Source organism: Aquitalea pelogenes (assembly GCF_001515305.1).
GTDB lineage: Bacteria > Pseudomonadota > Gammaproteobacteria > Burkholderiales > Chromobacteriaceae > Aquitalea > Aquitalea pelogenes.
This window is the reverse complement of the sequence record NZ_LNQV01000074.1, coordinates 1-12,675: the sequence shown is the minus strand read 5'-3', so window position 1 is coordinate 12,675 and position 12,675 is coordinate 1. Positions and strand designations below refer to the sequence as shown.

General features: G+C 59.7%; 11 protein-coding genes. 5 read left to right on the top strand and 6 right to left on the bottom strand.

Annotated features, from left to right (window positions below):
- Positions 1 to 1,648, bottom strand: a 1,648-nt coding sequence (locus tag AWT75_RS19405; protein WP_062791300.1) for a heavy metal translocating P-type ATPase, incomplete at its 3' end; no start/stop codon positions are given.
- The gene (locus AWT75_RS19400) at positions 1,627 to 3,249 is read right to left on the bottom strand and encodes a ferredoxin--NADP reductase (RefSeq protein ID WP_161937784.1); all 1,623 of its coding nucleotides are present in this window, start codon (positions 3,247 to 3,249) and stop codon (positions 1,627 to 1,629) included. The genes AWT75_RS19405 and AWT75_RS19400, both read right to left, overlap by 22 nt.
- A 178-nt stretch (positions 3,250 to 3,427) precedes the next feature.
- Here AWT75_RS19400 and AWT75_RS19395 point away from each other — a divergent pair, with 178 nt between their 5' ends.
- The 4 genes from AWT75_RS19395 to AWT75_RS19380 all read left to right on the top strand — a co-directional run bounded on the left by AWT75_RS19395 (position 3,428) and on the right by AWT75_RS19380 (position 7,358).
- Positions 3,428 to 3,826, top strand: a complete 399-nt coding sequence (locus AWT75_RS19395; protein ID WP_062791296.1) for a DUF1924 domain-containing protein — start codon at positions 3,428 to 3,430, stop codon at positions 3,824 to 3,826.
- Between the two features lie 10 nt (positions 3,827 to 3,836).
- Positions 3,837 to 4,343: a diheme cytochrome c gene (locus tag AWT75_RS19390; RefSeq protein WP_062791294.1), complete on the top strand. Its 507-nt coding sequence runs from the start codon at positions 3,837 to 3,839 to the stop codon at positions 4,341 to 4,343.
- A 267-nt stretch (positions 4,344 to 4,610) separates the two neighbouring features.
- Positions 4,611 to 5,735 carry an alpha/beta hydrolase gene (locus tag AWT75_RS19385; protein WP_153013397.1) on the top strand — a complete coding sequence of 375 codons (1,125 nt, stop codon included), beginning with the start codon at positions 4,611 to 4,613 and terminating at the stop codon, positions 5,733 to 5,735.
- 228 nt (positions 5,736 to 5,963) lie between these two features.
- Positions 5,964 to 7,358: a B12-binding domain-containing radical SAM protein gene (locus tag AWT75_RS19380; protein WP_082696217.1), complete on the top strand. Its 1,395-nt coding sequence runs from the start codon at positions 5,964 to 5,966 to the stop codon at positions 7,356 to 7,358.
- Between the two features lie 129 nt (positions 7,359 to 7,487).
- Here the strand turns inward: AWT75_RS19380 and AWT75_RS19375 are convergent, their stop codons facing one another.
- The 4 genes from AWT75_RS19375 to AWT75_RS19360 form a co-directional block, all read right to left on the bottom strand.
- A complete protein-coding gene (locus AWT75_RS19375; protein ID WP_045848513.1) occupies positions 7,488 to 7,964 on the bottom strand; it encodes an FKBP-type peptidyl-prolyl cis-trans isomerase in 477 nt (158 codons plus the stop codon).
- 106 nt (positions 7,965 to 8,070) lie between these two features.
- Positions 8,071 to 8,442 (bottom strand): ExbD/TolR family protein, encoded by a 372-nt coding sequence (locus AWT75_RS19370; RefSeq protein WP_204377120.1) that lies wholly within the window; start codon positions 8,440 to 8,442, stop codon positions 8,071 to 8,073.
- A gap of 48 nt (positions 8,443 to 8,490) precedes the next feature.
- Positions 8,491 to 9,231 (bottom strand): MotA/TolQ/ExbB proton channel family protein, encoded by a 741-nt coding sequence (locus AWT75_RS19365; protein WP_062791286.1) that lies wholly within the window; start codon positions 9,229 to 9,231, stop codon positions 8,491 to 8,493.
- Positions 9,232 to 9,263: 32 nt separating this feature from the next.
- Entirely contained in the window at positions 9,264 to 9,968 is a 705-nt protein-coding gene (locus AWT75_RS19360; protein ID WP_062791284.1) for an energy transducer TonB, read from the bottom strand.
- 225 nt (positions 9,969 to 10,193) lie between these two features.
- Here AWT75_RS19360 and AWT75_RS19355 point away from each other — a divergent pair, with 225 nt between their 5' ends.
- Positions 10,194 to 12,467: a TonB-dependent receptor gene (locus tag AWT75_RS19355; protein ID WP_062791282.1), complete on the top strand. Its 2,274-nt coding sequence runs from the start codon at positions 10,194 to 10,196 to the stop codon at positions 12,465 to 12,467.
- Positions 12,468 to 12,675: the final 208 nt, after the last annotated feature.

Here is a 12,675-nt window from a genome sequence, read left to right as displayed (position 1 = left end):
GGTCCAGCCGGTCGTTGAGTAGCACCACCCCTGCACTTTCCGCGGCGGCTGCAGCCCCTTGCGCGCCCATCGCCACGCCGACATCGGCCGCACGCAAGGCGGGAGCGTCGTTGACGCCATCCCCCACCATCAGCGTGACACCGCGCGCTCTGGCCTGATGGATGTGAGCCAGCTTGTCTTGCGGTTGCAAACCGGCAAACACTTCGTCCACGCCAATGCCGTGGCCAATTGCCTCGGCCACATCCTGCCGGTCACCGGACAGCATGGCGATATGGCTGACACCGAAGCGCTTGAGCATGCGCAGCGCACGCGGGGTTTCCAGCCGCAAGCGGTCGGCCAGTTCCAGCGCACCCAGCAATACGCCATCGCGGGCAACATACACCACGCTGGCCCCTTCCATATCCAGCCTTGCCTGCAAGGACTGCGCCCAGGGCGACAAGGACGGCAGCTGGCTGCTGACATAAGCCAGGCTGCCCAGCACCACGCGCCGGCCTTCCAGCTCGCCGCTCAGCCCGGCACCGGCCACCTCGTTCACCGCCGTCGGCAACGGCAGCTTGCCCAGGCCGCGTTCATGCGCCGCCTGCACCACTGCGGTGGCCATTACATGGTTGGACATCTGGTCCAGTGCGGCGGCCAGCCGCAATACATCGTCGGTTGCTGCGCCATCCGGCACATGAATGGCCACCAGCCTGGCCTTGCCACCGGTCAGCGTGCCGGTCTTGTCGAAAAACAGCAGCGTGGCGCGCGCCAGCGCCTCCAGCACTTCACTGCTTTTCACCAGCACACCACGACCAGCACACTGCGAAATGCCGGAAATCATCGCCACCGGCACCGCCAGCAGCAAGGGACAAGGTGTCGCCACCACCAGCACGGCCAGGGCACGCAATACATCGCCACTGGCCAGCCAGGCCCCACCCGCCAGCAACAGGGCAAGCGGAATGAACCAGAAGGCATAGCGGTCTGCCAGCCGCATCACCGGAGCCTTGGCACGACCCACCTGCTCCACCATGCGGACAATGCCGCTGAAGGTACTGGATGCCGCGGTGGCGGTAGCAGTCATGCGAAAGGCATCACCCGCATTGAGGCTGCCACTACGCAGCAAGGCAGCAGCATGCACGGTAACCGGGACCGCCTCGCCGGTGAGCGTGGATTCATCCAGTACTGCCAGCGCATCGTCCAGCCGGCCATCCACCGGGATGACTTCACCCGCCTTCACCAACAGGCAGTCCCCCGGCTGTACTGCATCCAGCGGCACGCGTTGCTGCTGCCCGCCTTCCAGACGGTTGGCATGGCGCGGTGCCTTGGCCAGCAGGCTGCTCATTTCCCGTTCGGCATGGCCAGCCGCGTAGTCATCCAGCCAGCGCCCGGTAGCTGCCATCGCAGCGATGATGGCCGCAGTCAGCGCCTGGTCCAGCCACATGGCACCGCCAATGGCCAGCAAGGCCAGCAGATCCACCCCCAGCGTCCTGTGACGCAAGGCGCGCATGGCCTCGTACAACAACATCAACAAGGCAGGTACGGCAGACAGCAGCAACAGCCCGGTCACCGGCAAATCAATGTCCCGGACTTGCTGCACACTCCACAGCAGCAAGGCAAATACCGGCGGCAGCAGCAAGCCGGCATGAATCAGACTTTGTTTTTTCCCCACGCAACACTCCTGATGACAGCGGTTGGCGCACGCGCAGCAGGCACTGGCTCGTCGAACGATACATGCAGCGTACTGTCCAGGGGCTCGGCCTGACAGGCCAAGGCCCAGCCGGATGCCACCTCTTCGGCGGTCAGTACCTGATTGTTCTGCATGCTTACCCGGCCATTGCTGACCTTGCAGCGGCAAGTGCCGCATACACCGGCGCGACAGTGGCTGGGCGGCTGCACTCCCTGCCCTTCCAGCGCATTCAGCAGCGTGCTGCCCCGTGTCAGCAGTATGGCATGCTGTTTTCCGTGCAGGGTAATCTGCGCCGAAACAGCACTGCCACCGTCAGCAAGCGGCGCAGCGGCCGGGCCAAAACGCTCTTGCTGGATGGCGGATGCAGGCACACCCAGTTGCAGCAGGCAGTCTTGAGCCAGTTGCAGCAGGCCTTCCGGCCCGCACAGTAAAACCTCGCCATGGCAGCCGTCGGCCAGCAAGGCGGTCAGCCCGGCGGCCTGCAGGCGTCCCTGGCTTGCGGAAAGGTGCAGGGTCAGCGACAGCCGGTCGGGATAGCGTGCTTTCAAGGCGGCCAGGGCCGGGCCAAAGATGAGGCTGTCCGACTGCTGGCTGACGTAGACCAGCCGCACCCGGCCACTGCCCTGCTGCAAGGCATGGCGCAGGATGGCATAAAGCGGAGTGATGCCACTGCCACCGGCCAGCAGCAGTAAATCCGCATCCGGGCTGCGCGGACGGAAGCTACCCGCAGGCGGCAGCACCAACAGCGTCATGCCCACCTGCATGGCATCGTGCAGATAGCCGGAAACCTTGCCACCCGGCACCCGCTTGACGGTAATGGACAGTGTCGATTCTCCCGGCTGGCTGGTAATGGAATAACAGCGCCACAAGCACGCACCATCCACCTCCACACCTATGCTCACAAACTGCCCTGGCTGAAAACAAAACAATGGCTGCAAGGCAGCAGGCAAAGCCAGTTCGATGCTGAGCGTATCCGGTGTTTCCGGCTGCAAGCGGCTTACCGTCAGGCGGTATGGTACGGGCTGCGGTAATGCGTGACCTGCAGCCTGGTCCGGTGCCGCCTTGCCCTGGCTGGCCAGCCCCAGCATCCAGCGCACCATGGGTAGCCGGAAACACAACAAGCAGCCGATATGCAGGGCAATCAGCACCAGGCTCAGGCTGGCAATCTGCTCATGCCACTGCGCGGCATCCCATTGCGGCCAACCGGCCAGCAACTGGCTGATGGAGGTAGCCATCGCCGCAGGCAGAACCCGTTGCAAACCGGCATCCACCACGGCGGCGTTGTCCACCATCAACACCCCCGTCACCAATAAAAGCACAAAGGCCAGCAGCATGGTCCTGATCAGCCCCTTGCCCCAGATGGCTGCGGACCAGCCCCCGGTAGCTGCACCTGCAGCAGGGCGCAAGCGGGGAAAACCTCGGCTGCCGGTCAGCACGGTGGCCAGCCGGAACAACAGCAGTAGCAGCAAGCCATAACCCAGCCAGGCATGACCCAGGCCTGCGTCGTCTCCACTCAGATAAGCCAGGACAAATAAACCGGCCAGCAACCAGTGATAAACATGAAAGCGCTGTAAATTCCGCATGATGTTCTCCTTGCAATCCGCCATACGGTATTTACTGTGCCGCCGGAAACTTAACCCTGAATTAATTCAGCAGACAACAAATAATAATCAGTTTCATTATCAATGATTCAGCCATGAATTAATCCTGTATTAAGCTTTGGCTTTTAAGGTAAAAGCTCCCGGATATCAGGAGAGCATCATGCGCAACGTCATTATCCTGGCCATGGCCCTGGCCAGTACATATAGCCATGCAGCACCGGCCATCTTGAGTGAATATGCCGCACAAGCCAAACAAGCCAATCCCGGATTCAACGGATTTTCGGCCGAGCGCGGCAAGGCGCTTTATTATCGGGAGACCGTGCAAAATGGCAAAAATATCAGTTGCGCCAGCTGTCATTCTGCCGACCCACGCCAACCCGGTAAAACACCGGCATTTCGCAGCATTGAGCCAATGGCTACTTCTGTGACACCCAGCCGCTTTAGCGATAACAAGAAAGTGGAAAAATGGTTCCGCCGCAATTGCGATGATGTATTCAAACGTGAATGCACAGCGCTGGAAAAAGGCGACTTCCTGACCTATTTGAGCAGCGTGAAATAAGGAGCCGGTCATGAACAAACTTTTATTAGCCGCTGTAGTGGCGTGCATTGCTCTGGGAGCCGGCCTGAGCATGGCCGATGAGGGGGAACACCACGAAGGTAAACGACCGAAACAACTGGGCCGCAACCTGGCACAAGCACCTGCCGTATGGAAAACCGAGTGCGGCAGCTGCCATATGGCCTACCCGCCCGGTTTGCTGCCGGCATCGGCCTGGAAAAAGCAGATGGATAATTTGCAAAACCACTATGGTGTCAATGCCACGCTCACTGCCGAGGACGAAAAAATCATCCGCAGCTATCTGAGCACGGCAGCCGCCAGCAATGGCCCGGACTACAGCAACAGCAAGGGTGAGCCACCGCGCATCACCAGCACCGGCTGGTTTGTGCGCAAGCATGATGAAATCAGCCCCGCAATCTGGAAGCGCAAAGCCGTTGGCAGTGCCGCCAATTGCCAGGCCTGCCACAGCGGTGCCGCCAAAGGCGATTTCAACGAAGACGCCGTTCGGATTCCACGCTGATTCGCCATCACTCCGCTTATTTTTCAATCATCTGCAGCCCTGAACATTCAGGGCTTTTTCATGGGTATTTGCTGCAGCCAAGGCACAACCGGCTTGCAGTCCATACAGACTGCACACCGGCATCCGGCACCCGCCGCCAGAGGATTGGGCAAGAAATGCCGAGGATTCATGTACCGCCCTGCGCCACACCTCCTGAACAATACTCAGCAACACGTGGCAGGAAAACCTGCCCTCTTGCACGCCATGCCTTCACTCAGGAGTCACACCATGCAACTCACGCGCAAAGCCTTCTTGCAATCCGCCCTGCTTGCCTGCACGGCCTTGTTCATCAGCGCCCTGCCTGCACAGGCAGCAAGCAGCACATCCTCTGGAGAAAACATGCTTCATCTGACCCAGGAATGGGACAAAACCTTCCCGCAAAGCAGCAAGGTCGATCACCGCAAGGTGAGTTTCCGCAATCGCTACGGCATTACCCTGGCCGCCGACCTCTACCTGCCGAAAAACCGGGGCCAGCAGAAACTGGCCGCCCTTGCCGTCAGCGGCCCGTTTGGTGCCGTGAAAGAACAATCATCCGGCCTGTATGCACAAACCATGGCAGAGCACGGTTTTGTGACCCTGGCGTTCGACCCGTCCTACACCGGTGAGAGCGGTGGAGAACCGCGCAATGTGTCGTCCCCGGAAATCAATACCGAAGACTTCAGCGCGGCGGTGGATTATCTGGGACTGCTGCCCGAGGTGGACCGCGAAAAAATCGGCCTGATCGGCATCTGCGGCTTTGGCGGCATGAGCCTGAATGCTGCCGCCGTGGACAAGCGCATCAAGGCCGTGGTCACCACCTCCATGTATGACATGTCGCGGGTAATGGCCAGGGGGCTGGGCGACACCCTGTCGGCGGCGGACCGCAGCAAGATTCTCGACATGCTCAGTCAGCAACGCTGGCAGGATGCACAAAATGGCTACCCGACAACAGGCAGCCACGGCATCTACATCGCCGCAGACGGCAAGGTGGTGATGCCCGCGCGTTTGCTGCCGGAAACCCTGCCGGACAACCCGCACCCGGTCGTGAAGGAGTTTTTCGACTACTACCGCACTGCCCGCGGCTTTCACAAGAATTCGGTGAACTCCAGCGGCGCCTTTACCGCCACCAGTGCGCTTTCCTTCATGAACATGCCGCTACTCAGCTATATCAAGGAAATCTCCCCGCGCCCGATCTTGCTGATTGCCGGTGACAATGCCCACTCCCGCTATTTCAGCGAGGATATTTATCAGGCGGCTGCCGAACCAAAGGAGCTGCTGATCCTGAAAAATACCAACCATGTGGATTTGTATGACCGCATGGACAAAATCCCCTTCGAGCGGATCACCCGCTTCTTCCAGCAGAACCTGCACTGATCAGGCAGGCAGACTGAAAAACCAGACCCTACGCAGCGTGGAGGGTCTGGTTTTTGACATACTGGTGAAATACAAAATAGCTATTGTCAATAAATATTAATAGCTTATGACAAATACCATTTTGTCAATATGGCTTAGCCATGGCAAAACAGGTAGGATTGAAAATTGGAGTAAAAATAGTTGAACAACAAAAGAAATTAACATCCCGATCCGGATGGGGAGAATATCATGAAGGTTTTATTAATCTGTCCCTACCTTGATGACCCGACCATCAAGCGTAACGATTTTCTTCCCTCTGCCGCATTACTCAGCCTGGCTGCGGTATTGCGCAATGAAGGTCATCAGCCCATCCTGCTGGACCTGAACAGTAAAAGAACCCACCAACAGGCAGAACCCACCCGTTACTGCCATGACCGTATCATCCAGACCATCAAACAGGAAAACCCCGACCTGGTAGGCATCTCGTTTCTGTTTTCCGGTTTCATGCAAACCGCCATGGATTATGCGCGTACGGTAAAGCAGACCAACCCGGACCTGAAAATCATTACCGGGGGAATTCATGCCACCACCTACCCGCATGAAATCCTGAAAAACTGCCCGGATTTCGACTACATCGCACTGGGTGAGGGTGAGCCGCAAATGCTCGCCATTGCCAACAGAATGGCCGCGGGTGAGCTGGGTAATCTGAAGGAAATTAAGTCTTTCGCCTTCCGCGACCAGGATGGCAAGGTGCATGTCAATCAAGAACGCGAGTGGATCAACTATGAAGACCTCCCCATGCAGGCATGGGACATGGTTGATTTCACCGAATTCGAGATGGATTTGAGCGGCTATTCCAACTTCAAAGGGCACGATATCAAGAATGTCGTTCCTGTCATCTCCGAGCGTGGCTGCCCGTTCAAATGCACATTCTGCGACATGTATATCGTGCAAGGCAGAAAACTCCGTCGTCGTACTCCGCAGCGCTTTGTTGATGAGCTGGAGTATCTGGTCAATGAAAAGAACCAGCGCTTCTTCACCTTCATGGATGACAACCTGACGGTGGACAACAAGCATATTCTGGGCATCTGCAATGAAATCCTGCGCCGTGGCCTGGATATCCAGTTCACCACTGCCGGTGGCCTGGGCATGAACAGCCTGAAAACCGAGGTGATTGATGCCATGGTGGCGGCAGGCATGACCTCCGCCCTGCTGGCACCCGAGCACGGCTCAGAATACATCCGCAATACCGTCATCAAAAAAGGCTTGAAGCGCGACACGATTTATAAAGTCGTTGAAGACTTGAAAAAACATCGCGTCAGTCTGGCCGGTAACTGGATCATGGGTTTTCCTGAAGACACCAATGAAACGCTGCAGGAAACCATGGACATGATTGATGAGCTGCAACTGGATCGCAACTGGGTTGGCACGCTGATTCCCTTCCCCGGCACACCGGTGTTTGACCAGTGCGTGCGTGACAAGCTGTTCATTGAAGACATCGACATGGGCAATTTGTGGCGCGCCCCGGTACGGGCCCACCAGGAAGGCTGTGTCATCAAGCCCTACGATATGTCGCTGGAAGAGCTGTTTGACTGGCGGCGCAAATTCATTGATATCCGCTTCAAATACATGCGCGCACTTTGATGCCCGTTGTGTCTGCCGATCAAAGGCCCGCCATCATAAAGCAGACAAAAAAAGCCCTGAACATTCAGGGCTTTTTTCATGTGACAGCTTGATATCAAGCCGTCAGGCTGGCGGGAAAACTTCCGTCAATCAATGCTGATGGCCATGTTCGCCATGTACATGCTGGTGGGCGATTTCTTCGGCAGTCGCCTCGCGCACGCTCAGCACGGTAATGGCAAAGCGCAGCGCCTTGCCGCACAGCGGATGGTTGCCATCCAGCAGCACGGTAGGGCCTTTGATCTTGGTGACAAAGTAATAGCGCGGCTGGCCGTCCGGGCCCATGCGCTGGATCTGGCCACCCACCTTGATGCCGGGCGGGAATTCAGCCTTCGGCATTGTGGTGACCAGCGCTTCGTCACGCTCGCCAAAGGCGTCTTCGCATGCCAGTTCCAGTGCGGTCTGGAAACCGGCTTCCTGACCTTCCAGTGCTTCTTCCAGCTTGGCAAACAGATTGTCGTAATCGCCATGCAGATAGGAAACCGGATGCTTGCCATCGTCGTAAACCTGACCCTGGGCGTCGGTCACTTTCATGCGTAGCGTAACGGCGGAATTTTTGGTGATTTTCATGGCAGCAAAATAAGCGTGGAAACAAAGGCGGCAGGTTGGCAGGTAGGCAAGCGGGTGTCAACTGTCGCGCCCCCTGCGCTGGGTGGCGGGCATTGGCCCAGGCGCTTCAATGCGCCTGCGGCTGGGTGACAAAGGCAATGCGGTTGACCCCGGCCTGCTGGGCCAGTGCCATCACCGCCGCGACCGCCTGATACGGCGTGGCCTGATCCGCCTGCAGTTGCAGTTCCGGATTCCCGGCACTGGCAGCTTGCAGCTGTGGGCTGAGGGCAGCCACGCTGATGGCCTTGCCGTCCAGCGTCACGCTGCCGTCGCGCGCCAAGCTCAGGTGCAACACTTTCTCTGGTGGTTTCTCCTGTGTGGCCACCGTTCTTGGCAGGTCAATGCCCACTGCCTGATGAAACAATGGCGCGGTAATCATGAACACCACCAGCAACACCAGCATCACATCCACCAGCGGAGTGGTGTTGATTTCGGCCATGGGCTGGCCGTGCTGGCCTGAAGACGAAAAGCCGTGGAATGCCATTGCTCAAGCCCCCTTACCGGCGGACTGCGGCTGCAATGCCCCGCCGGGCATGGCTTGCGGCGGTAGCTGGCGTACCCCGGCCACCAGATAGGCATGCAGGCCATGGGCAAAGCCTTCCAGTGCAGCCAGCATCAGGCGGTTGCTGCGGGTGCAGGCGTTGTAGGCCAGTACCGCCGGGATGGCGACAAACAGGCCGATGGCGGTCATGATCAGCGCCTCGCCCACCGGGCCGGCCACCTGATCGATATTCATCTGGCCATGGCCGGACAGATTGATCAGGGCGTGATAAATCCCCCATACCGTACCAAACAGGCCGATGAAAGGCGCGGTGGCACCAATGGACGCCAGCACGGTGAGGCCCTGCTCCAGCCGGGCCTGCGCTTGCAACAAGGCCTGTTGCAGGGTGCGGCCCAGATATTCGCCCGCATCCAGCTCGCCACCCAGGCCCAGGCCGGACTTGCCCGCGTAGGCCTGTGCAGCCTCGTCGGCCTGCTGTGCAATACCGCTGAGCAACTGGCTGCCGTCCCGTGCTGCCAGTGCCTGCCGGGCAGCCTGCTTGCTGCTTGCCTGCCAGAAAGCTGGCAGCGCATGACGCAGGGCCTGGCGCAAGCGCCACTGCTCCAGCAGCTTGATCAACAGCAGGCTCCAGCTGGCAATCGACATCAATACCAGCAAGATGGCCAGCACGTGGGATACCGCATCCCCCTGCTGCCAGAAATGCGCCAGACCCAGTTGTGTATCCATGATGTTTCCTTGCAATAAGTCAGCCCCGGCGCTTAGTGGCCAAGGCGAAAAGTAATGGGAACAATGACGGTGGAGGCAATGGCCTGCGCACCACGCCGTGCCGGGGTAAAGCGCCAGTTGGCCACCGCCTCCCTGGCCGCATCATCCAGCCGGGAAAAACCGCTGCCATGCTGGACGTCCACTGCCTCTGCCTGCCCGGCGGCCGAAACACGCACCCGCAGCAACACCCTGCCCTCTTCACCGTTACGCCGCGAGGATGGCGGGTAGACCGGTGCCGGGTTGTGCAGGTAGTCGGCGGTAAAACCCGCCTCGGTTGTGACTGGAGAATGCGCCTCTGCCGTAGCCTGAGGCGCTGCCACAGCCGGGCTGACCGAACTGGTGGTGGTGGCTGCCGCCGTACCGGACAGCACGGTGGCAGCGGCCGGATGAGCAGAAGCCATGGGCGCAGCGGAAACCGGCTGCGTAGCCCTAGGTTTGGCCTGTGTGGCATGCCGGGGCGAATGGACTGGCGACTGCACTCTGGTGGGTAATGGTCTGGCCACCGTCTGTGACAAGACGGGTTGTGCAGTACGCATCTGCACCACCATCCGTGCCGGCAGCGCCTGCGCCGGCCGGTTTTGCGGCAAGCCCAGCAGCCAGTTGGCAAAAGCAGCATGCAGCAGCAACACCGCCAGCACACACACCACCCGGCTGTGCTGCCATTCCTGTCGGTTACCAAGTCCCCTTTCCTGCCACATCGCCTGCACTTGCGCTCCCCCCCTTGCTGGCAGGCAGGCCGATGCGCCTGCCAGTGCGGGAGCAACCTTAGCAGGATTTCGCCCTGCCCCCGTGCGACCAATTGCCGCAGTCGGCAAAGTTCCCCACTGCGACAAAATGCCACATTCCCGGCCCCGGTCAGGCAGGGCATCATCCACGCCGCTTAACAAAATCTGACGTCATCAAAACAAGAGCGAGCTTTCCTGATGAGACACTGCGCAGCGTTTTCCTGTAACCGGCTGGTACTGGCCGTCACTCTGGCACTGGGGCAGATCAGCCTGGCCCATGCCGACAATACCGACAAGCAATTGGCCGAAGTGACCGTGCAATCGCAGGCTGACAGCAGCCTGCCGGACAATCTGCCCGCCACCACCAGCAGCATGCGTGCCGACAAGATTGCCCAGACCACCAATGTCACCAGCACCGAAGACACGGTGAAATACCTGCCGGATGTCCAGGTGCGACGCCGTTACATTGGCGACCAGAACAGCATCATCGCCACCCGCACCTCCGGCCAGACCAGCAGCGCCCGCGCCCTGCTGTATGCCGACGATATCCTGCTGTCCAACCTGCTGGGCAACAGCTATGCCTACCCGCCGCGCTGGAACCTGGTCAGCCCCGAAGAAATCAGCCAGGTCAATGCCATCTACGGCCCGTTCTCGGCCGAATATCCGGGCAACGCCATTGGCAGCGTCATCGTGCTGAGCACACGCATGCCGGACAAATTCGAAGCCCATGCCAGCAGCACCCTGTTTGACGAAAGCTTCAGCCAGTACAAGACCAGCCAGCATTTCACCGGCAGCAAGAATGCCGCCATGCTGGGCAGCCGCGCGGACCGGCTGGCCTGGATGATTGAAGCCGGGCATCTGGATAGCCTGGGCCACCCGGCCAGCTTTGCAGCCAACCCCAACAAGTACACCGGTGCCAGCGCGGCCACCACGGTGAGCGGTGCAGTGAGCGACGCGGACACCACCGGTGCAAAACGGCTGATTGTCGGTGCCACCGGTGCCGAGCATTCGATTCAGGACAATGCCAATTTCAAGCTGTCCTACGACCTTACCCCGACGCTGAAGCTGAACTACACGCTGGGCTACTGGCAAAACAATTCCACCGTGTCGGTCAACAGCTATCTGCGCGATGCTGCCGGTAATCCGGTTTACACCGGCATCGTCAGCATCGACGGTCAGAAATACAATCTGGCCAATGCCTTCCAGCCCAGCAAAAAGCAGCAGGAACACCTGCTCAACGCCCTGTCCTTCAAGACCAGCACCGACGGCAGCTGGGACTGGCAGGGCAATATCAGCATTTATGATTTCAGCAAGGACAGGCAGCGCAGCGCCACTGCCGGGCTGACTGGTGCCGGCACCATTACCGACCTGTCCGGCACCGGCTGGCAGACGGTGGACCTGAAAGGCGACTGGCGTCCCGGCGGCAGCCTGGCCAGCGCACACCAGCTGCGCTTTGGCTACCACTACGACCATTACGCGCTGAACAGCCACAGCTATGCCACCAGCGACTGGCAGTCCGGCACGCAGGGCAGCCAGACCGCCGCCTTTGTCGGCAATACCCAGATTCACGCCCTGTTTGCCCAGGATACCTGGCGGCTGCAACCCGGCGTGCAGCTGATTGCCGGCGGCCGTTACGAGTGGTGGTCTGCCTTTGGTGGGGCCACCACCAGCGGCCAGAACACCTACCACGACCCGGCACGCAGCCAGCAGTTCTTCTCGCCCAAGGCCGCGGTGGTGTTCGACCTGAACGACAAATGGTCGCTGCGCACCGCCTATGGCCGTGGCTACCGCACCCCGACCGTGGCCGAGCTGTTCCAGGGTTCGGTGCCCAGCAGCAATACCATCGTCAACAACAACCCCAACCTGAAAGCCGAGCGGGCCGATACCGGCGAAGTCACCGCCACGCGCCAGCTGCAAGGCGGCACCCTGCGCCTGACCGCCTTCCGCGAGCAAGTGAGCGATGCCCTGCTGTCGCAGACCAACACCACCGTCACCCCCAATGTCACCAATATCCAGAACATTGACCGGGTACTCACCAACGGGCTGGAAGTGGCCTTCGAGCAAGCCGACATCGGTCTGCGCGGGCTGGATTTCAGCGGCAACATCACTTATGCCAAATCGGAAATCCGCGCCAACAGCAATAACCCGGCCTCGGTGGGCAACCCCTTCCCCGGCATTCCGCGCTGGCGCGCCACGGCGGTGCTGAGCTACCGCCAGAACGACAAGCTGTCGTACTCGCTGGCCGCGCGCTACAGCAGCTTCCAGAGTTCGGATGTGGGCAACACGGTGATCAATGGCGGCGTATACGGTGCCAACAGTGCCTATCTCATCATGGACACGCGTATCAGCTACAAGCTGGACCGCCAGTTCACCGTGGCGCTGGGTGTGGACAATCTCAACAACTACAAGAGCTTTGCCTACCACCCCATGCCGCAGCGCACCACCTATGCGCAGCTGAAATTCGACTACTGACCCCGGCCTGTCTTGAGCCATCCGGCGTGTGCTGTTCGCAGCGCACGCTGTTTTCATGGAAGAACCTGCATGAAGCGCCTGCTGTTTCTCGCCCATCGCTGGCTGGGGCTGTGGTGTGCTGAGGTTAATTGCACAGGGAGAGATCAGCGGGACTAAATGGGATGAAACGGGATCAGCCGCGCCAGGCAAGCGTTTCATCCAATAAACC